This is a genomic window from Erythrobacter sp. S227, assembly GCF_057364925.1.
In genome coordinates, this window is record NZ_CP200280.1 from 1,617,873 (window position 1) to 1,640,037 (window position 22,165).

Below are 22,165 nucleotides of genomic sequence, written 5' to 3' on the forward strand. Positions count from 1 at the left end.
GGCCAGTTTCGGGCTGTTTATCGCACCGTTCGGATCAACAGCATCAAAAAGCCCGAGACAAAAGCCGCAATCGCGAAGCCCGCAAACAGGTGAGCAAGCGCGCTTGCTACATCCTCGGCGGACAAAGCCACAAGCGCTATCGAGGGCGCGATAATGGACGGGAGAGTGTTGGACAGGTTCATCACGCCAAGCCACAGCCCGCGCCTTGAACTGGCACCCACAAGTTGGGCGACCATAGCTGTATCGACCGAAAGAAAGGCGGAAAGGCCGATCTGCAAAAGGCCATAAGCGATAAAGAACCAGCCCAGTTGCGGCAAAATGGCCAGCATTGCCATGCCAAGCCCGAACACGCATGCGGACACGAACAAAGGCACCCTTCGCATCGCCTTTAGGTCCGAAATCGCGCCACCAAGAAGCGTCGCAACAATCGCAAGCCCTGCGGCAGGCGCGGTTAGCGCGGCAAGTATCTCGCTTGCCCCCGCTTCTTGCCATGCTCCTTTGCCGATCCCCGTTTCCGTTATGTAGAGGTAGATATAGCCAATGGCGAAAGCTGCGCCCGTCTGCACAAGCAAGCGCGATGTCCAGGCAAGGGTAAAGTCCACTTTCAGCCTTGGTGTGAAAGCCCTGCCTTGCTTGCTTGCAGACGCATCATTTCCGATTGCATCGCCCAATTTCCAGAACAGCAACAAAGGCATCATGCATAAAACGGCAACAGCGCCGATCAGAATAAAGGCGCGAAAATCGTCTTCGGGAAACAACCAGGCGACCGGAGCAACCAGAAGGGTCGCGGTTGGCAAAGCTGCGTTGCTGAGCCCGCTCAACCGCCCCTTCACCTCATCCGGGAAATGGTCAGCCAACAGCACGCCCAAGGGGGCAAAACAGCAATTGAGTGCAGTCTGGAAATAGACAATCGCAGCAAGAAGCGTCTCTTTGCTGTCTGCAAGGGCAAAGCCGATATAGGCCAAAAAGAGCAGCCCTGCGCCGATTGCAATCAGCCCTCTTCGATTGCCGTACCGCCTCATCCATCGGTCGCTCAACGCGCCTGCAACGATATGGGAAAGCCCGGCGACCGCCCCTCCGGTCAGCAAGAGAAGGCTCAGGACAACCGCCGCATCGTCAGGGAAAAGCGCCTCGACCCGCCTTGGCAAAAGCAGCACGAGCAGGGGCATAAAGGCAAGGTGCGCCCCCAGAAACGCAAGCCCGTAGCTCCAGAATGCTGAGCGGGGGAACATCACAGCCAGGCTCGCTCGCCTACTTGAGGCGAGCTGTGCTCTCACGCCGGACAAGCTCAAACGGCAATTCATACCGGCCGCCAGCCGATGAGCCGGAACTTTCTGAAATCAGGCCGCTGCACGCCTTTGCGATCATCGCCGCTGTCGGTTGCCGGATGGCCGTCATTGGCGGCACGCTCAGGCGAACACCGGGGGTGTCTTCGAGGCTCACCAAAGAAAGGTCCTGCGGAATGCCGATCCCAAGGCGGTCTGCCACATGGAGCACCGCAAATGCCATCTGGTCATTATCCGCGATAATCGCTGTAGGGCGCTCTTCTTGTTCCAGCCACGCTTGAACCACAGGGATCGCGGTGTCGAAATTGAACTCGCCTTTGCCGATCCAGTCCTCCTTGTAAGGAAGGCCCCGCTCGCAAAGCAGATCGCGATACCCGTCCACCCGCATCAAGGAGTTTCCGTAATAAGGCGACCCCGCCAGATAAGCGATCCGGGTGTGATCCAGATCGGCCAGATGGCGCGCTGCCTCAAAGCCTGCTCCCGCCTCGTCCATACACACATCGACAAAAGCGCCGCCGTCACGCCGGCCAATGCGCGCACATGCAATGCCAAATTCCTCAAGCAGATCGGTCAGCGTCGCATTGTCGCTGTGGGGAGGTGTAAGGATCACACCATCAGGTCGAAGCTCCGAGATGACTTTGGAAAGCTGTCCTTGCGCTTTTTCTGGCTGAGTGTCGATCAGCTCGAACACAAGGTGATAGCCCTGCCGTTCGCACTCGGTCATCCCACCGAAAAGCATCTGGTCAACCCAGTCATTGCCGCGGCCCGCACGCCAGTTTTCATAGGTGCGCTGTCGATCGTTAATCGCAAGAATAAGGTAAGAGCGCGACCCGCGCATCCGGCGTGCAGAGATGTTGGGAACATAGCCCAATCGCTCGATCAATTCCTCGACCCGCGCACGTACAGCGGGCTTCACGTTCGGCCCCTTATTCAGGACGCGCGAAACCGTCTGGCGCGAAACGCCAACGTCTGCTGCAACGTCCCTGATTGTAACGGGTTGCTTCGTACCCACGTCTAACCGTCCTTTGATCCCGGAGGCATAAGACCGTATTTTGAAACACAATTCAAGGGTTACTGTGACCGGTCACATTTTTCTCTTGTGACCGGTCACAAATCGGGTTAGCGAAAGACTGGGTATCGTTCCGGAAGAGGGCGATTCTGGGATTTGGGAGAGTTCATAAATGCGTCGTTTTACCGCTGCCCTTGCGTTTGGGGCATCCGCTATCGCACTATCCACGCCGGCCATGGCGCAGGATGAAAGTGCCGAACAAGATCAACAAACTGTGGAAGCAAGCGATGATGCCAATACCATCATCGTGACAGCTGATCGCCGGGAACAAACCTTGCAGGATTTTGCCGGAACTGCGTTCGCTTTCACTGGTGACGACCTGAAAGCCCTTGGCGTACAAAACGTAACCGATCTGCAGAACCAGGTTCCGGGCCTCTCGATTGCCAACAATCAGGGCAATGTCGAAGTTTACATTCGCGGTATCGGTTCATCCAACAACACAGAATTGGGCGATCCGGCCGCCGCATTCCACTTTGACGGTGTGAATATCCCTCGCCCTTCGGGCATCGGTTCTGCTTTCCACGATATTCAGCGTGTTGAAGTCAATGTTGGCCCTCAAGGGACGCTTCGTGGGCGTAACGCGACCGCCGGCTCGATCAACGCAATCAGCTTCCGTCCCGGACTTGGTGGTTTCGATGGAATGGTTGAGGCAGAATACGGTAACTTCAACCAACGCGCTTTTCGCGGGGTTCTGAATATCCCGCTGTCTGATACCGTTGCTGTGCGTTTCTCCGGCCTCCATCAGGCGAACGATTCCTATTACAACAACGTCGGGCCGGTTGAGGGCATCGATGTGGCGGAAGCTCAGGACAATTGGTCTGGCCGCGCGCAGGTCCTGTGGGAGCCTACCGACCGTCTGACCATCCTTGTTGCAGGCGACTACATCGCTGAAAACGGCACGGGCTACACCGGTTCCAACTACGCATTGGCTTTGGGTGCGCTTGAAGATGGCGACATCACGCAAGAGCAATTCGACAATATCGACCCACGCGACGTGATCGCACGCGGCATTACACCTCAGTTAAACACCGATCACTGGGGCATTCGCACAACAATTGAATACGAAGGTGACGGCTTTAACGTCGAATACACAGGCAGCTACCGCGATGCAGTGTACGACTATGAGGCCACGACGCCGATTTCGCCTGCCTTCCCCGGCGTGCTGGATCGTTTGTCAGAGCGCGACAATATCTTCACGCCAGAACCCGGCGATGTGATCAATGACCCGATCATCCTTCAAGAGAACCTCGACAATTTCTCTCGCTTCCGGATTATCTCGGACTCGCGTTCGCACTTCCATGAACTGCGTATCTATAACTCGGAAGGGCCGTTCATCTGGAGTCTTGGTGGTCTCTACATCAATGAAGATCAGCGCTCTTTCCTCGGCTCAACGGGTGACCGGGGGACCTTCTTCCAGGGGGTTGAGTTCAACACGCAAACCGAAACCGATTCATACGCAATCTACGGTGATGCGACCTTTGAGGTTGCAGAGAACATCCGCCTGACTGCTGGTCTTCGCTACACCGATGACAGCAAGGAACGCACCGGTGTGGCTGCGCGCTATGGCTTGGCAATTGGTGGCGGTAGCTTTGAGTGCTGTCTGGGTGTTCGCGTCGGTACCGAAGGGTTCGAGTTCGCAGCGTTTGATCGCACGATCATCGATCCTGACACCGATGGCGATGGCGCGATTTCCGAAGCTGAAATTTTCGCCTTCCACCGCAACGGCATCGCTACGCCCGGCGCACGCGATAACCTTGACGACATTCTGGACTTTGGCCCGCTGCCCGGCGATGTGTTTGAGCGCCCCGGTGCGCCAGAGTGTCTCGACACAATCAGCTTTGACGGCCTGTTCTGCGACGGCTTCACCAGAGGTGATCCTTTCTTCAACAGCCAGTTCACTTTCGCTGTGCCGTTCCAGGGGCAAATCTTCCAGCAAGATGGCCAGTTTCAGGATGACTTCATCGACTGGCGCCTTCGCGCTGAGCTCGACGTAACGCCTGACAATCTGCTCTATGCTCTGATTGCCAACGGTCACAAATCGGGCGGGTTCAACGATAACCTTGGTAACAATGGTGTGTCGCCGACCTATGGCACCGAGCAGGTTATCTTGTACGAATTGGGCTCGAAGAACGAGTTCGATATTGGCGGACGCCGCGCATATCTGAACGCGTCGCTCTTCTACAATGACTACACCGATCAGGTGTTCACGGGCCTCCTGAGTGTCGCAACCGCTGCTGAAACGGCGATTGGCATTCTGGGTCAGGATGTTCCTATTCCCGACGGCACCAACACCGATCTGGTTGTTTCGTTCAGCTATAACGCGGCTAACTCTGAGATTTACGGTGCGCAAATCGAAGGCGGGTTTGGCCTTCCGGGCAATATCAACTTTGACTTCTCTGCCCTTTGGCTTGAGGCCCAGATCAAAGACGCCGATCCGATCCCTGATTTCCGTTTCCAGGCGGATGTGAACGGCGGCGTGAGCTTCTTCCGCAATGTTAACGGTTTCCGTTTCCAGCGTACACCACGCTGGCAGCTTAACGGTAAGCTGAGCCAAGCCATTGATCTTCCCACCGGTCAGGTCGATTGGGTGGCATCGCTCGGCTATCGTTCATCGCAATTCCATACGATCTTCAACAGTCAGGAATTCGACGATGTGACAGGTGAGCCGATCGGTGAAGTCACAGACGGTCGTTTGCTCGACCGTATTGGCGGCTACTTCACCCTCGACATTGGCGCAGGCTGGACCATCGATGACGAAGGCAAGTATCGCTTTGAAGTCTATGGTAACAACGTCCTCAACGCACAGGAAGAAGCAGCGATTATCATCACGCAGTTTGATAACACCCGCTTCTTCATCCGCCCACGGACCTATGGTGTGCGCATCCGCGCAAGGTTCTAAAGCGGTCATACAATCGCCGGGAGGCGGAGCCAAATATGGCGCGCCTCCCGCCTCGATTGACAAGATGGGATTGGACAGATGACACGCATCGTTTTCACGAGCTTTGCTGCCGGGATCGGGCTTACCTGCCTTATGGGCATGGCAGGCGTCGCAGCCCAGGAGAGCGGCCCGGCATCCGCAGCGACACAAGCGTCGCAATCTTCCGCTGAACACGTGCCGTCAAGCAGCGTCGAAACCAAGGTGCCCGCAGGCTTCGAACTTGTCTGGTCCGATGAATTTGATCAGCCAGGACTGCCCGATCCAACAAAATGGAAATACGACACCCATCGCAACGAGCAGGGCTGGTACAACAACGAAAAACAGTACTATGCAGCCGGGCGCCTAGAGAACTCGCGTGTCGAGAATGGCAACCTTGTTATCGAGGCGCACAAAGAAGATCTGGCACCTGCCGGTTTGGCTGATTGGGGCGGACAGGAATACAGTTCGGCCCGCCTCATCACCCAGGGTTTGGGCGACTGGACATATGGCTTTTTTGAAATTCGCGCTAAACTGCCGTGTGGCACGGGAACATGGCCTGCGATCTGGACCCTGCCATCAGACCCCGATGTGGTTTGGCCTGCAGGCGGCGAGATCGATATTATGGAGCACGTCGGTTTCGAGCCGGGTGTAATCCATCATTCCATTCACACCACCGCCTTCAACTTCTCTCGCGGCACGCAGAAAACGAGCCAGCATGAAGTGCCCACCGCGTGCGATGCCATGCACAAATACCAATTGTTATGGGCTCCTCAATTGCTGATGTTTGCGGTCGATGATGCGCCCAAGTTCCTTTTCCGCAAAGAGAGCGACAAGCAGACACGCTGGCCTTTCGACAAACCTCAACACCTTCTCCTGAACCTCGCCGTAGGCGGCACTTGGGGCGGCCAAAAAGGTATTGATCCCAACGCGTTCCCGGCGCGAATGGAAGTGGATTATGTCAGGGTCTATCGCCCCTCGAGCCTGATCGAAGCCGAAAGGCAGGGATCAAGCCAATGATCCGGCCACACTTCAAGGCATGTCACAATCGCTTTGAAGCCCCGATTTCCGGAGCGTGAGCCCCGGGATGCACTGCCCACCCTTCTTGATTTAAGATGAGAGAAACAGGACGATGAAACGCTTCGCACTATCGCCGCTTGCTGCGCTTGCTTGTGGCACAATGCTGACGGCCTGTTCGGCGAATGTTTCCGGCGATACCCGACCTGTGGTTTCGGCATCATCGGTGGAGGCTCCCTTGACCGGAGAAGCGCGGATCGCGGATCTCGTCTCGCGCATGAGCGTGGAACGCAAGGTCGCTCAGCTCATCATGCCCGATATCGGTTCGATCACGCCCGAAGACGTGGCGAAATACCGGTTTGGTACCGTGCTGAATGGTGGCAATTCGGGGCCAAACAACAATGATCTGGCGCCTGCGCCCGAATGGCTGGAGTTGGCGGACGCATATTGGGACGCCTCGGTGCAACCTTTGCCTGATGGCGAACCGATTATCCCTGTGCTTTGGGGAACGGACGCGGTGCACGGTCATGCCAATATCATCGGCGCGACGGTCTTTCCGCACAATATCGGCCTTGGCGCAACCGGCGATACCGACCTCATCCGCCGCATCGGCCATGCCACTGCTATCGAGATCGAAGCCACCGGGATCGAGTGGACTTTTGCACCAACCGTCGCGGTTGCCCGCGATGATCGCTGGGGCCGCACTTACGAGAGTTATTCCGAAGACCCCGCTCTGGTCTCGGCCATGGGCGCTGCTATGATCGAAGGGCTTCAAGGACGGCCCGGCGATCCCGATTTCCTTGGCGAAGGACGCGTGGCAGCCACTGCCAAGCACTTCTTTGGTGATGGCGGCACCGAACAAGGCGTCGATCAGGGTGATGTAAACGGCGATCTGGCTGAACTGATGGCTATCCACGCCGCGCCCTACCCCGCTGCGATCGAGGCGGGCGTTGCCAGCGTCATGGCAAGCTTTAACTCGATCAACGGCAGCAAGATGCACGGCAATGGCCCGCTCTTGAACGATGAACTGCGCGGCAACCTTGGCTTTGAAGGCCTCGTTGTCGGCGACTGGAACGGCCACGGGCAAGTCAAAGGGTGCACCAACACCGATTGTCCTCAGGCCCTCCTTGCCGGGCTCGATGTCTATATGGTTCCCGAAGACTGGAAGGGCCTCTACGAAACGCTCCTCGCGCAAGTGAAGGACGGCACTGTCCCGATGGAACGCTTGAACGAGGCGGTTTTGCGGGTTCTTCGTATGAAAGACCAGCTTGGCATGTTCTCGACCGAAGTGCGCCCGTCTGAACGCGCCAATGCCGGGAAATGGGATTTGCTGGGTTCGGACACGCACCGCAACATAGCGCGTGAGGCGGTGGCAAAATCGCTTGTGCTTCTCAAGAATTCGGGTGTTCTTCCGCTCAAGGAAGGGGCCAACATCGTTGTGGCCGGCACCGCTGCTGATAACATTCCGCAGCAAGCAGGCGGCTGGTCGGTCACCTGGCAGGGCGGCGGAGAGCTGACGGCGGAACACTTCCCCGGCGCAACATCCATCTTCGCCGGCATTTCAGAGGCGGCCAAAGCCTCTGGTGGCAATGCGACCCTCTTGGCAGAGGGCGGCGTGCCCACGGCAGGCGCAGCCGATGTTGCAATCGTGGTTTTTGGCGAAAAGCCTTACGCCGAATTTGTCGGTGATCGCAAAGACATGGTCTTCCGCGATGAAGAAGGGCTGAAGCTTCTGCGCTCCTATCGCGAGCAAGGCGTCAAAACGGTCGCTGTTTTCCTTTCGGGTCGCCCCATGTGGATGAACCGCGAAATCAACGCCGCTGACGCTTTTGTCGCAGCATGGCTCCCGGGAAGCGAAGGCGCAGGGGTGGCCGACGTGCTGTTCGGCAGCCGTTCCCCGACTGGACGGCTTTCCTTCAGCTGGCCTATGGCGTGCGACGGCAATCCGGTAAATGGCCCGCAAGGATCCCTCTTCCCGTTGGGGTTCGGCCTCGATTACGGCGCGGCGAGCGAGATTGCCTACCTTGATGAAACCTGCGCTGTCCTGACTGCTGGCGGCAGTTCGCAATGGTTTGCGGCTGGGCGATTGACCGAAAGGGTCAAGGTTTTGTCCAAAGGCAACGAGCTGCCCGATTTTCGCGGCAGCGCGGGCGGCGTTGTCGTTCGCGGGCTTGATCGAAATGCGCAGGAAGACGCACGCACAATCGCGTTCGGTCCCGGCACCGCTCTTGATTTCAGCGGGCCGCAAGGGGGCAACGCCTACCGGATCGAATATCAAGTGGCACAGCGCCCTTCCGGACCAGTTGTTCTGTCGAGCGGGGGAAGCACGCTCGACATCACGCAAAACCTGTCGGTTGCCGAAGGCAAAGGATGGCGGGAAATGTTGCTGACGCGGGATTGCCTTGAGGGGCTAAGTAACGCACTAACGATCGCGTCTGAGGCACCATTTGAAATCCGGATCGCTTCGATCGCATTGGAAGACTCTGAGGGGACACAGTGTTCGTTCTAGGGCTCGCCCTGAAAGCATAAGCACTGCAAAGAAAATAATACGGGGAGAGCGCGTGTGACGCTGGAGACAATCGATATTGTGATCATTGTGGGCTATGCGATTGCATTGCTCGGCATCGCCTTGATGGTCAGCCGGGAGCCTGCGGGTCACGAAAAGAACACTGAGGATTACTTCCTGGCCGGCCGCGCTTTGCCGTGGTGGGCAATCGGGGCCTCATTGATTGCCTCCAACATCTCCGCTGAACAAATCATCGGCCAATCAGGCCAAGGTTTTGCCGTTGGCGTCGCGATTGCGGCCTATGAATGGCAGGCGGCGATTGTCCTGATTATCGTTGCGAAGTTCTTCTTGCCCATCTTCCTCAAACGCAAAATCTACACCATGCCGCAGTTCCTGGAGCAGCGGTATGGCGAAGGCGTCAAGAACCTGATGAGCGTCTTCTGGGTCGCGCTCTACACCGCTGTAAACCTTACCACAGTGCTTTGGCTGGGCGGACTTGCGGTACAATCGCTCACCGGTTGGGGGATCATGTATTGCATGATGGCTCTGGCTGGATTTGCAGCGTTCTATTCGCTTTACGGCGGTCTCAAAGCGGTTGCCCTTACCGATATCATTCAGGTCGTTATTCTGATTATCGGCGGGCTTGCGATCACATGGTTTGCGCTTGACGCACTGCCTGCTGATGGCGCACTTGCAGGCTTTGGTTATCTCATGGGCGAGATGCCGGGTCATTTCGAGATGATCCTTGAACCAGACCACCCTGCCTATAACGATCTGCCGGGTATCTGGACGTTGCTCGGCGGACTGTGGGTACTGCATTTCAGCTATTGGGGTTTCAACCAGTACATCATTCAGCGTGCCCTTGGCGCAGAGAACCTTGGCGAAGCGCAAAAGGGCCTCGCCTTTGCAGCCTTCCTCAAGATCCTTGTACCGTTCATCGTTGTGGTGCCCGGCATCGCGGCTGTGATCCTGGCTCAGCAAGGCATGCTAGATGGCGCGGCTTTGGCTGAGAAATCGGACCGCACCTATGGCGAGTTGATGGCCTTCGCGCCTGCTGGTCTTCGCGGGCTTGTCTTTGCCGCCCTTATCGCGGCGGTGGTTTCATCGCTTGCCTCGATGATGAACTCGATCTCAACGATCTTCACCATGGACCTTTACAAGGCAGCGCGCCCTGAACGCGATGACCAACACTATGTAACCGTAGGCCGGATCGCAGCGTTTAGCGCAATGGCAATCGCCCTTGTGCTCGCGCGCCCATTTATCGGCGGGTTTGAAAGCGGATTCCAAACCGTTCAGGAATACACCGGCTTTATCGCGCCGGGGATCGTCGTGGTGTTCCTACTCGGCTTCTTCGATAAAAAGACCAATGCAGCAGGCGCCTTTACCGCGCTTATCGGCTCGCTGGTGGTCAATATCGCGCTGAAATTCGGTATGCCGGACGTGCCTTTCATCATCCGCATCTGGTTCGTCTTCTTGGGAGCACTGGTCGCAGCAGCGGTAGTGTCGCGCATGACCGCTGCACCGGATGAAGAGCGCACCGTCAAGCTGTCGGATATCGCGTTTGCGACGAGCACCCTATTCAACACGCTGGCCGCGATCACGGTGGCGATGTTGATTGGACTTTATGTCTGGCTGTGGTGACGAACTGCCGGTGATGTATTAGGTTCACACCGATGCAGACCCGGCGCTCCACCTTGAAAACTATCGCTGCGACCGGTGTACTGGCGAGCCTGCCTCAGGGATTGATCGCTAGCCAAGCCGGTGGGCGAATGCTCGAATATTCCGGTGTCAAAGCGCTCGGCCTGCCAGAGCAGCGGCTCTCGATCTGGCTGCCGCCGGGCTATGACACGAACACCAAGCGTTACCGCGTCCTCTACATGCACGATGCGCAGAACCTGTTTGATCCCGCGCTCTCCAATTTCAACAAGGTGTGGGCAGCGGATAGAGCGATGCTTGGCCATGCGGAGGCAACGGGCACAGACCCGTGGATTATTGTTGGCATCTGGTCACCAGGTGCGGACCGGTATCGCCAATATATGCCGCAGCCCGCCTATGACGCGGCGAGCCCGTTTTTGCGCGCAAAGATGGACGAGTTTGGCAATGGCAAGCCCATCGTCTCACGCGCCTACATCAACTGGATCGCTAGCGTGCTGAAGCCATGGGCCGACCGTCATTTGCGGACGAAATCAGGTCCCACTGATACAGCCATCATCGGCTCAAGTATGGGCGGGTTGATCAGTCTTTACGCCTTTCTCGAGTTTCCCAGCATTTTTGGCCGCGCCGGGTGCGTGAGCACACATTGGCCCGCAATTGCGCCGCAGTCGGTCAAAGGAGCTGATGTGGAGATGCGCGATATCTGGAAGAAACTGCTCGTCCGCAAGCTTGGGGCACCATTTGGCCGCAAGCTATGGTTCGACCACGGCACCGCCACTTTGGACGCCTCTTATCCGTCCTATCAACGGGAAGTTGACAGGGTGATGAGGCTAAGCGGCTGGGAACGCGGCACCCACTGGGAAAGCCGCGTTTATCCCGGCGCCGAACACGAGGAAAACGCTTGGGGCTTGCGCCTTCCAGAGGTGCTTGGCTGGGTGCTGACTTAAGTTCTGGGCTAGCTCACTTTTCGATAAAACGAACCGCGATCCCGCCCGATGAAGCGAGCTTGGCTGTCATGTCCTCGCCGCCCGTGACTTCGATCTCTTCGATCACGATGTCATACGGATTGCGATCCCAATGTGCATTGGCGCCGTCGCGGTAAACTTGCGCGGTGTAGCTTTTGCCCGCGTCCAGGAATGTCAGCGGGATGGAAAGCTCGCGTTCCTCGGCATCGGTAACAGCGCCAAGGAACCACTCGCCCCCTGCCCGGCCCTTGCGTGCAATCGCAACATATTCGCCCACTTCGCCCGCGACAGCGACGCTTTCTTCCCAATCGGCCTCGACGTCCTTAATGAACTGGAAGGCGTCCATGCGCGCTTCGTAATTCTCGGGCAGATCGGCCGCCATTTGCAGCGGGGAATAGAGCACAACATAAAGCGCCAATTGCTTGGCGAGCGTCGTCTGGGGGCGGTTTGACGGGTCACCTCGCTGCATATCTTCGCGCAACGGGGGCTTCTCATTGGGCCTCAAATCAAAGATGCCGGGCGTGAAATCCATCGGCCCTGAAAGCATCCGCGTAAAAGCAAGGATCGAGATGTGCTCTGGCGGATTGGGCGGCGTTCCCCAGGCGTTGAACTCCATGCCCCGCGCGCCCTCTCTGGTCATCCAGTTGGGATAGGTGCGGCGCAGGCCAGTGTCCTTCACCGGCTCATGCGCGTTGATCGAGATGCGGTGCTTTGCCGCCTCTTCCAACACGCGCAAATGGTGGCCGACCATAAACTGGCTGTCGTGCCATTCGTACTGCTTCACGCCGTTTTCGTCATAGCGCACAATATCGCCTGCATCGGCGACATAGCCCGTTTTGACCTCGCGAATGCCGTTTGCCTGATAAAGCGCGAAGGCGTCGGTCATTTGCGCTTCGTAATTGGCGACATTGCCGCTTGTCTCGTGGTGGCCGATCAGGCGCACGCCCTTGTCAGCGGCATATTTGCTCAGCATCGGCAGGTCGAAATCGGGGTATGTCTCGGTGAAGCTGAACAAAGCGCCATTGTTGAACCAGTCGCCGTCCCATCCGGTGTTCCAGCCTTCGACGAGAACACCTTTAAAGCCATGCTTTGCGGCAAAGTCGATGTGGCGGATCACATCGGCGTTGTTCGCGCCGTGGATGCCGTCATTGCCCCATGTGCGGTCGCGAATGTGCATTTCCCACCAGACACCAACATATTTGCCCGGCTCTACCCATGACACATCGCCCAGCTTGTTCGGCTCGTTGAGGTTGAGGATGATGTCGGAATTGATGAGGCCCACCGCATCGGGCGCGATTTGAATGGTGCGCCACGGACTTTTGAAAGGCGCCGTGGTGTGCACCTTCACTCCGTCAGAACCGGGGCGTAGAGCCGCCTCGAACGAGCCCGGACGCAGCGCCAATAGCGACATTGCAGAATAGTCCACCAGGGCCGCCTCGTGGATGCTGAGATGAACGCCGTTTTCCTTGCGAAATGTCACAGGGGTGTGCGCATCATCGACCACGCCGGCTTTGCCCGTGCGATAGATGTATTCGTAGCGGTTGAACTGGCGGCTTGGCGTCCACCATGCGTCCGCTTTGTCGCCAATTGAAAACTGGGTTAGCTCGTCGGTGATCGCGATCGGGCCTTGAAAAGCGTCTTGCTCGGCAAGTTCATAGCGGAAACCCACACCTGTATCGAACACGCGGAAGCGCACTGTGATCTGGCGCGCGGGCCCCTCTTCGGCGGCAAAGGTGACAGAAAGCTCTTCATGTTCGTCGCGCACCATGCGGCGCTCGCCCCAAGGTTGCTCCCACATCGCATCGTGGCTCTCGGTGGCAAAGCCCGCAATGGATAGGCCATCCTCAAACCCGTGATGGTCGCGAAAGAGCATGCCAAGGCGCGATGTCGTCACAGCCTCTTTGCCATCATAACTGACCGAATAGCTGGCGTGCCCGCCCTTATCCGAAACGGTCAGAACGATGTTGCCATCGGGTGATGTTGCGGAAATCTCCTCTGCCTGAGCAGGCGAAGCAATCGCAAAGGTAACCGTCAAAGCGGCAACACATTTCATCCAAAGGCCCGGCATCAAACTCTCCCACTGCAAGGCATTTTCGTTCTGCGGTGCAAATTTATGCAAAAACTTGCAAATTTCCGACGATGAAATGCGGTTATCTCGAATTTATGGCTTTTGTCCAAGCAATTTTTATGCAATTTTTTGCATATCCTTGGGGAGAGGATCGGGATGACACACAAGACCAAGCTTCATTTACTGGCCACAGCTGCTCTTGCGGCGGCTCTTTCTGCTTGCGGCGGCGGAGGCGGAAGCTCCGGCTCAAGCAGCACGCCCGGCACAGGAACAGCAACCACACCTCCGCCAACAGGGATCGGGTCCCCGGCAAGCGCGACACTGCCCGCAGGTGAGGCCACAAGCTTCGTCAATCGCGCCGACGCTTTCGGATTTTCCTTCGGCTTCGGGTTTGGTCCCGGCCTCAACCCCATGGTCGCCCAGTTCGCAGGCGGCGCGGCATCGGGCGACATCGACAATGACGGTGATCTTGATGTGTTTGTGACGCGCGGTGACAGCGGGCCAAACCTCCTTTTCATGAATCAGGGCGGGAGCTTTGTTGAAAGCGCGGCGAGCGCTGGCGTTGCCATGACACAGGGCACCACCAATGGCCGCCACTCTGGTCCGACCTTTGGCGATCTGGACGGCGATGGCGATCTTGATCTTGTCATGGGCGGCCTTGAAGGCGGTCCGATCAAGCTGTTTGCCAATGACGGGACGGGCAAGTTCAGCGATGTGAGCGCAGGGTCCGGCTTTGACCTTGCCAGCTCTGACCACACCATTTCCATCGCGCTTGGCGATTATGATGCAGATGGCGATCTTGATGTGTTGATGGCGCATTGGGGCACGCCGCGAAATCCCGATATACCTGGCGAGACCGAGACATTGTGGCGCAATGATAGCGCGGGCGGCGCAATGTCTTTCACCCCTGTCAGCAACACCAGCGGGATATCTGCCCTTCTCGCGTTCGACCTTCCCCAAGGCGTCCTTGGCCCCAATTTCGATTACACCTTTGCGCCCGGCTTTGCCGATATCGACGGCGACCGCGATCTCGACATTTTGATGGTTTCCGATTTTCGCGGGTCCAAAGTGCTTATCAACAATGGAAATGGAACCTTTAGCGCCAGCGCCTTCACCCCCGATGATGAAAACGGCATGGGAGCCGCGATCGGGGATTATGACAATGATGGCGACTTCGACTGGTTCGTGTCCTCCATCAACGGGAACCGCCTATTTCAAAACGCGGGCAATGGCAGCTTCACCCGCCAAGGGGCCTCCGGCGTCGAACCGGGCGGTTGGGGTTGGGGATCGTGCTTTGCCGATTTCAACGCAGACGGATGGCTCGACATTTATCAGACCAACGGCTGGGAAGCGGGCAAGGACCCGTCTGCCTCCAATTACGTCAATGATGTAACGCGGCTTTGGATGAACGGGGGCGATGGCACCTTCGCAGATGCTGCCGATGTTTCTTCCATCGCTGAGACCGATCAAGGCCGCGGCGTGGTCTGCGACGACTTTGACAATGACGGCGATGTCGATGTGCTGTTGCTGACCGCAGAGGCAAGCGGGGCCGCCTATTTCTGGGAAAACCAGATGTCGGGCGCGAATGCGATCAAAGTGCGCCTGCGCGGCAAGGCCCCGAACACTTTTGCCGTTGGCGCGATTGTGGAGCTAAGCGTCTCAGACACCAGGCAGACCCGCATGGTGGCTGCGAACAGCAATTTCACATCGCACAATTCGACCGATCAGATTTTCGGCCTTGGCCCCAACACCAGTGGAGATCTGCGCATTATCTGGCCAGACGGAACCGAGACGATCCGCCCCGATATCGCTGCGGGCGAGACATTGGTGATCGAGCAGCCCTAGTATCACGGCCTAGTTAGCGGTGTAGATGCGGTAGTCCCATGGGCCCAGCGACAGCGTGCTTTGCGCATCGAATACCGCCTCATCATCGCTGATCGCGTCGGTAAACTCACCGTGGTGGCGGGCGAGCTCAAAGCTCACATCCTGCCAGCGCGGTGACAGGTTGAAAGCTGCAAACACGCGGGCTTCCCCTTCGCCGCGAACAAAGCTCAGCACGTCGCTTTGAGCAGAATTCGGAACCTCCACAAAGGGCGCGCCGTGACGCCCGTTATGCAGTGCAGGCTCCCCGGTCTTCAACGCGATCAGACGCTTGAACAGGCGCGCGTATTGGCCATCGCGCCACTCGATCTCGTCCTTCTCGAAAAAGGCAAGCTGGCGGTCGAGATCAGCCTCCTGCCCGTTGTAAATGAGCGGCATGCCGGGCCCGACAAAGCTGAGCGCAATCGCGGTTTCGTAAGCGGGGCCATATATTTGCGAAGCCACACCGTCCCATGAATTCTGATCGTGGTTATCGGTGTAGACCATACGCATCGCGGCATGCGGCCATGTCGTCTTTTGCGACAGGTAATATCCACGCATCGCGCCCGCCCCGCTTCCATCGGCGACAAGCTCTTGCATCGCCTCTTTCCAGCCCCAGCCGTAGGTCGCATCGAACGCGTTGATGTGAAGGTCGCGCTGCTCCCATTCGGCGAGCATGAAGACCGGCTTGATCGCGTCCAATTCCGCACGCGCCGTCTCCCAGAAATCGAGCGGGACAAAACCGGCAACATCGGCGCGGTATCCGTCCACATCAAATTCGCGCACCCAATAGGTAAGGCTTCCGGTCATATATTCGCGCAGATCCGCGTTGGAATAATCGAAGTCGACAACATCAGACCAATCGGTGCCCTCTGGCGGCATCATCTCAGCTTCGGGGTTTCGAGAATACCACTCCGGATGCTCGATGGTCAGCGGATTATCCCACGCCGAATGGTTCGCCACCCAGTCGAGGATCACCTTAAGGCCAGCCTCATGGGCTGCATCGACGAAGGCGCGGAACTCTTCTTCGGTGCCAAGGTCCGGATTGACCGCGCGGTAGTCTTTGACGGCATAGGGGCTGCCCATGCTCCCTTTGCGCTTCTCCTCGCCAATGGGGTGGATCGGCATCAACCAGATGATATCGACGCCCATCTCGGCAAGGCGCGGCAATTGCTTTTGCGCCGCCTTGAATGTCCCCTCGCTCGTGAACTGGCGCGTGTTCATCTGATAGATCACCGCATCGGCAACCCAATCGGCGGATTGGACCTGCACAACATCGCCCGGCTCATAAGAGGTGGTCGTCGCCGCCGTATCACAGCCGACGAGGGCGAGCGCGGCGGCTGCGAAAACAAGGGTTCTCATCATTGTCATGCCGGTGCCGATGCGCCTTTGCGCGCTTCAAGTGCTGCGCTGGTCCCATCGGTCACAAAGAACGTGGCGAGCGCAGCGAGGGTGAATGACGTCGCCGAAATAGCCATCGCGTAAATCGGTTCGCCGTCGAAGAATGTTGTGAGCAAGAAGCCCAGAAGCGTTGCTGCGATCAGCTGAGGCACCACAATGAAGATGTTGAATATCCCCATGTAGATGCCCATCTTTTTCGCCGGAACAGATCCCGCCAAAATGGCGTAAGGAAGCGATACAATCGACGCCCAGGCAATGCCGACAGCCACCATCGGAAGCCACAGAAGATCAGGGTCGCGGATCATCAGCATGCTGGCAAAGCCAGCCGCGCCAATCGCCAAATTGGCCGCGTGAAGGTGCGTGCGATTCATCTTTGCGGCAATTATGATAAAGCCAAGCGCGGCAGCAGCTGCAACGCCGTTCCGCACCGATCCCAGAAGGCTCCACCAGTCAGCTGCATCCTGATACCCCTGGGTCGCAGGATCGGGCGACATGAAATGAAATTCCGCCACGGCGGGCGTCCCGTAAATCCACATGGAGAACATCGCAAACCAGCTGAAAAACTGAACCACCGCCAGCTGGCGCATGGTTTTGGGCATGGCGAACAGATCGTTCACGACTTCCATAAATCCGTTCTGGTCCTTGCCGCCAGAACGCATCATCCCGGCGACCAATTGGATCACGCCAAAGGCAGCGATGAGGCCGGCGAGCACATAAAGCTCTTGCGCGATTTCCAATTCGCCAAGCCATTCAGGCCGCGCATCCCCGCGCCCCGCAAATACCAGACCTGCGAACACCAGCCCCAAGGCCAGCCAGACGAGGCCACCGGTGTTGAACTGACCGCTTGTGCGCTGAACGGTGTCGCCGGCATCGCCCGCAATGCCCAGCGCTTCGTTGCGCGCCGCCTCGAACCCGGCCAGTTCATCGGGTGAATACTCTTTCGTCTTGAATACCGTCCATGCGACCGCAGCAAACAAGGCCGCACCGCCGATGTAGAATGCCCATTGGACCGTTTCGGGAATCTCGCCTTCGGGCGCGACGTTGGACAGCCCCATCCAATTGGTCATGATCCACGGCAGCGCCCCGGCGATCACTGCCCCCACACCGATGAAGAAGCTCTGCATCGCATAGCCCTTGGTCCGCTGCCTATCGGGCAGATTGTCACCAACAAAGGCGCGGAACGGTTCCATCGTGATGTTCAAGGACGCATCCATGATCCACAGCATCCCCGCCGCCACCCAAAGCGTTGGCGAATTGGGCATGATGAAAAGCGCAAGACTCGCAAGGATTGCACCGATTAGGAAGTAAGGACGGCGTCGGCCAAAGTTGCCCCCAAATTTGGCCCAAGTGTTATCGGAAAGGTGACCCACAATCGGCTGGATCAAGAGACCCGTCATGGGCGCTGCGATCCAGAGGATCGCCAGCTCGTTCACTTCGGCGCCAAGCGTCTGGAATATCCGGCTGACATTGCCGTTTTGCAGGTCAAAGCCGATCTGGATGCCCAAGAAGCCGAAGCTCATGTTCCAGATCTGACCTGCATTCATAGCAGGCTTGCGACCCGATCCCTGGGTCTCAATTGTCGCCATTATTGCTCTCCCTTGCACCGCCGCATCTGCTAACACGGACTGCGCTCTGGCCTCAAACTTTGCCCTGCAGCGACAATATCGCCGCAATTGCCAGCCTTGCCTCTCGCAAGCCTGCTCCCGGAAGACAATTTGCCTGCCTTGCAAAATTTTGCAAGTTTCTTTGTGAATTGATCCGGGACAATCACGCAAATTCGGAAATACCTCAGAGTTATATTACTTATTTTCCGATATTTAGCTGAATCTCCTGCACATCAGATTTGCTCACACAAAGATTTGCAAATTTTTTCAGATAGTGGCAATTAGCGCTTGGGAGACATGAGCATGAGACGAATCTGGGTTGCGGGCTTGGCCGCGTTGGCAGTGTTGGGGGCAGTGTTGGGCGGCACCGTATCCGCGATGGATGGTCCGCCCGAAGCGGAAAGCGCTTTGCGCGAACGCCCGCCTGAGGACGAAGTTATCTATTTCGTGCTCCCCGACCGCTTCGCCAATGGTGATCCGTCAAATGATAAAGGCGGGATCGAGGGCGAGGCTCTCGATCATGGGTTCAACCCCGCCCACAAAGGGTTTTACCACGGCGGCGACCTCGCTGGCCTTACCGCAAAGCTCGATTACATTCAGGGCATGGGCGTCACGGCTGTTTGGTTTGCGCCGGTGTTCAAGAATAAGCCCGTTCAAGGTCCTCAGGGGCAAGAAAGCGCAGGCTACCACGGCTATTGGGTGACCGACTTCACCAGCATCGATCCCCATTTTGGCACCAATGAAGAGTTCAAGGCATTCGTCGATGCGGCGCATGCGCGCGGGATGAAGGTCTATATGGACATCATCACCAACCACACCGCCGATGTGATCCGCTATGCCGAAGGGGACGAGACCGGCTATGTCTATCGCAGCAAGGGTGATTTTCCCTATTCGCGCAAGGGCGGAATTGGCGGCGAGCCTATCAATGAAGGGTTTCTGGGTGATGAGGTTCGGACCGAAGAAAACTTCGCGAAGCTAACCGATCCGTCCTACGCCTACACGCCGGTTGTGCCAGAGGACGAGCGCGACGTGAAAGCGCCCGCGTGGCTCAACAATCCGATCTATTACCACAACCGCGGCGACACGACCTTCCGCGAAGAAAGCAGCCGCCACGGCGATTTCGTGGGCCTGGATGACGTGTTTACCGAACACCCGCGCGTGCTCGAAGGGATGATCGACATCTATGCAACCTGGATCAAGGAAACCGGCATCGACGGTTTTCGCATTGATACCGCGCGCCACGTGAACCCTGAGTTTTGGCAGACTTTTATCCCGGCCATGCTGGAAACCGCACGCGAAGAGGGCATTCCCAACTTCCATATCTTCGGCGAGGTTTACCGCGATGGTTCGGACAATGGATATATCGCGCAATACACCCGTCGCGATACGCTTCCCACGGTCCTCGATTTTGCCTTTCAGGCCGCAATGGTCGAAACGATCGCGCAAGGCCAAGGCACTGTGAAAATTGCAGAAATGTTTGACGGCGATGTGCTTTACGAAGGCGGCGAGGAGACAGCCCTGACTATGCCAACCTTCCTTGGCAACCACGATGTCGGGCGTTTCTCTACCTTTGTGCGCGGGGCCAATCCCGGCATCACTCAGCAGGAATTGCTCGACCGGGTTATGCTGGGCCATGTCATGATGATGACGCTCAGGGGGTCTCCCACGATCTATTCCGGATCAGAGCAAGGCTTTGTCGGGGACGGCAACGATCAGGCCGCGCGCGAAGACATGTTCGCGAGCCTGACCGATAGCTACAACGACAATGATCTTATCGGAACAGATGCAACAACGGCGAGCGAAAATTACGACACCGGTCACCCGCTTTATCGCCTGATTGGCGAGATGGCCCGTATCCGCAACAGGAACCCGGCCTTGAGGCGGGGCCTGCAAACCATGCGTGCCTACCGCGATGAGCCTGGCATCTTTGCTCTCACCCGCCATGATCCGGCAAGCGGGCAGAAGGTCCTGCTCGCCTACAACACGTCTTCTGAAGCAATTGAGGTGAACGTGCCGGTTGACTATGCCTCGCGCACACTCAACACGCTTGCCGGAAGCTGCCCTGCCGCTGTCGCAGCACCGGGCTCTGTGACTGTCACTCTCCCGGCTCTGGGCTATGCCGTGTGCGAGTTGGTAGGCGAAACAAGGGCTCAGGTGCAATGAACCGACAGGTCGATATTCTTGCCGCATCCGGCGGCGCGGCAACGCGCGAATGGTGGCGCGGTGCGGTCATCTACCAGATTTATCCGCGCAGTTTTCGCGACACGAATGGCGATGGCGTCGGTGACCTGAAAGGCATCGCCGACAATCTCGATTACGTTGCATCGCTTGGCGTGGACGGCATCTGGATATCGCCTTTCTTCACATCGCCGATGAAAGATTTCGGTTATGATGTCGCCGATTACTGCGGCATCGATCCAAGCTTTGGCACCTTTGACGACTTTGACGCGATCATCGAGCGCGCCCATGCGCTTGGCCTCAAAGTCATTATCGATCAGGTCTATTCCCACACCTCAGACGAACATGCGTGGTTTCAGGAAAGCCGCAAGGACCGCACCAACGACAAATCGGATTGGTATGTCTGGGCCGATGCGAAACCCGACGGATCGCCGCCATCCAACTGGCAATCGGTCTTTGGCGGTTCGGCGTGGCAGTGGGATGGCCCACGCAAGCAGTATTATTTGCACAACTTCCTGAGCAGTCAGCCTGATCTCAACGTGCATAACCGCGATGTGCAAGACGCAGTGCTGGATGCCGCGCGCTTCTGGCTCGACCGGGGTGTTGACGGGTTCCGGCTGGATGCGTTGAATTTCACAATGCATGACCCGCAGATGCGCGACAATCCGCCATCACACGCGCCGTTGGAACAGATTACGCGCCCCTTTGATATGCAGATCAAGAAGTTCAATCAAAGCCATGATGACATTCCGGCTTTCCTTGAACGTATCCGCGAGGTGATCGAGGAATACCCCGACCGCTTCACCGTCGCAGAAGTCGGTGGCCCTGATCCTCTGGCGGAGATGAAGGCCTTTACAGCGGACGGCAAACGGCTCGATTCCGCGTATAATTTCGACTTTCTGTATGCGCCTGATCTTACTGCAGAGCGGATCAAGGCCTCGCTTGGCAATTGGGACGGGACAGCCGATGAAGGCTGGCCTTCGTGGGCGTTTTCCAACCATGATGCGCCCCGCTCCACCACGCGCTGGTCGCGAGGCGGTGCCAATTATGAACAAATGGCGCGGCTATCGATGATGATCTTGCTGTCCTTGCGCGGCAATCCGATCATCTATCAGGGGGAAGAGCTGGCCTTGCCACAGGGCGAGGTTGCATTCGAGGACCTGCTCGACCCCGAAGCCATCGCCAACTGGCCTCACACTCTGGGCCGTGACGGGGCGCGCACGCCCTTCCCTTGGGCCTCGAAGCAGCCTCAGGCAGGCTTTTCAAACGCGAACCAGACTTGGCTCAAGGTCGATCCGGCGCATGCAGACCGGGCGGTGGACACGCAAGCCGATGACCGTGGGTCGACGCTCAATTACACCCGGCATTTGCTGCGCCTACGCAAGTCACTTCCATCGCTTTTGACAGGTTCAAGCGCGATACTCGATGCCCCTGCCGAAATAGTCGCCTTCGTGCGGCGTTCGGGTGATGAGGCAACCCTTTGTGCATACAATTTGAGCGACCATCCCATCGATTGGTCACCGCCCCCAGAGTTTTGCGATGCAGAGGTTGTCGCAAGCGATGCAATAGGCGATGAGCACGGTAAGGTTTCAGGGGTTATGGCCCCGAGAAGCGGATATTGGGCAGTTCGAAAAGGCGAATAGA

13 protein-coding genes are annotated in these 22,165 nt (G+C 57.5%); 8 read left to right on the plus strand and 5 right to left on the minus strand.

The window, feature by feature from the left end; genetic code table 11:
- Positions 1 to 17: 17 nt before the first annotated feature.
- Positions 18 to 1,232, minus strand: a complete 1,215-nt coding sequence (locus AC0V6Q_RS07755; RefSeq protein ID WP_486167819.1) for an MFS transporter — start codon at positions 1,230 to 1,232, stop codon at positions 18 to 20.
- A 19-nt stretch (positions 1,233 to 1,251) separates the two neighbouring features.
- A complete protein-coding gene (locus AC0V6Q_RS07760) occupies positions 1,252 to 2,298 on the minus strand; it encodes a LacI family DNA-binding transcriptional regulator (RefSeq protein WP_486167820.1) in 1,047 nt (348 codons plus the stop codon).
- A gap of 169 nt (positions 2,299 to 2,467) precedes the next feature.
- On the opposite strand from AC0V6Q_RS07760, the gene AC0V6Q_RS07765 reads away from it, so the two are divergent.
- The 5 genes from AC0V6Q_RS07765 to AC0V6Q_RS07785 all read left to right on the plus strand — a co-directional run bounded on the left by AC0V6Q_RS07765 (position 2,468) and on the right by AC0V6Q_RS07785 (position 11,392).
- Positions 2,468 to 5,254 (plus strand): TonB-dependent receptor, encoded by a 2,787-nt coding sequence (locus tag AC0V6Q_RS07765; RefSeq protein WP_486167821.1) that lies wholly within the window; start codon positions 2,468 to 2,470, stop codon positions 5,252 to 5,254.
- Between the two features lie 78 nt (positions 5,255 to 5,332).
- Entirely contained in the window at positions 5,333 to 6,289 is a 957-nt protein-coding gene (locus AC0V6Q_RS07770; RefSeq protein WP_486167822.1) for a glycoside hydrolase family 16 protein, read from the plus strand.
- Between the two features lie 112 nt (positions 6,290 to 6,401).
- Positions 6,402 to 8,795 carry a glycoside hydrolase family 3 protein gene (locus AC0V6Q_RS07775; protein WP_486167823.1) on the plus strand — a complete coding sequence of 798 codons (2,394 nt, stop codon included), beginning with the start codon at positions 6,402 to 6,404 and terminating at the stop codon, positions 8,793 to 8,795.
- 54 nt (positions 8,796 to 8,849) lie between these two features.
- Positions 8,850 to 10,433, plus strand: coding sequence for a sodium/sugar symporter (locus tag AC0V6Q_RS07780; protein ID WP_486167824.1), 1,584 nt, complete (start codon positions 8,850 to 8,852; stop codon positions 10,431 to 10,433).
- Positions 10,434 to 10,486: 53 nt separating this feature from the next.
- Complete coding sequence (locus tag AC0V6Q_RS07785; protein WP_486167825.1) at positions 10,487 to 11,392, plus strand: alpha/beta hydrolase; 906 nt, start codon at positions 10,487 to 10,489, stop codon at positions 11,390 to 11,392.
- Positions 11,393 to 11,405: 13 nt separating this feature from the next.
- Here AC0V6Q_RS07785 and AC0V6Q_RS07790 read toward each other — a convergent pair whose 3' ends face one another.
- Positions 11,406 to 13,478, minus strand: a complete 2,073-nt coding sequence (locus AC0V6Q_RS07790; RefSeq protein WP_486167826.1) for a glycoside hydrolase family 97 protein — start codon at positions 13,476 to 13,478, stop codon at positions 11,406 to 11,408.
- Positions 13,479 to 13,634: 156 nt separating this feature from the next.
- On the opposite strand from AC0V6Q_RS07790, the gene AC0V6Q_RS07795 reads away from it, so the two are divergent.
- Positions 13,635 to 15,323: a CRTAC1 family protein gene (locus AC0V6Q_RS07795; protein WP_486167827.1), complete on the plus strand. Its 1,689-nt coding sequence runs from the start codon at positions 13,635 to 13,637 to the stop codon at positions 15,321 to 15,323.
- A 9-nt stretch (positions 15,324 to 15,332) separates the two neighbouring features.
- On the opposite strand, the gene AC0V6Q_RS07800 is transcribed toward AC0V6Q_RS07795, so the two are convergent.
- Together AC0V6Q_RS07800 and AC0V6Q_RS07805 are read right to left on the minus strand one after the other, a co-directional pair.
- Positions 15,333 to 16,709: an alpha-amylase family glycosyl hydrolase gene (locus tag AC0V6Q_RS07800; protein ID WP_486167828.1), complete on the minus strand. Its 1,377-nt coding sequence runs from the start codon at positions 16,707 to 16,709 to the stop codon at positions 15,333 to 15,335.
- Complete coding sequence (locus tag AC0V6Q_RS07805) at positions 16,706 to 18,325, minus strand: MFS transporter (RefSeq protein ID WP_486167829.1); 1,620 nt, start codon at positions 18,323 to 18,325, stop codon at positions 16,706 to 16,708. The genes AC0V6Q_RS07800 and AC0V6Q_RS07805 overlap by 4 nt, the downstream gene beginning before the upstream one ends.
- 321 nt (positions 18,326 to 18,646) lie before the next feature.
- On the opposite strand from AC0V6Q_RS07805, the gene AC0V6Q_RS07810 reads away from it, so the two are divergent.
- The gene (locus AC0V6Q_RS07810) at positions 18,647 to 20,506 is read left to right on the plus strand and encodes an alpha-amylase family glycosyl hydrolase (protein ID WP_486167830.1); all 1,860 of its coding nucleotides are present in this window, start codon (positions 18,647 to 18,649) and stop codon (positions 20,504 to 20,506) included.
- Complete coding sequence (locus tag AC0V6Q_RS07815; protein WP_486167831.1) at positions 20,503 to 22,164, plus strand: alpha-glucosidase; 1,662 nt, start codon at positions 20,503 to 20,505, stop codon at positions 22,162 to 22,164. The genes AC0V6Q_RS07810 and AC0V6Q_RS07815 overlap by 4 nt, the downstream gene beginning before the upstream one ends.
- Position 22,165 lies beyond the last annotated feature (1 nt).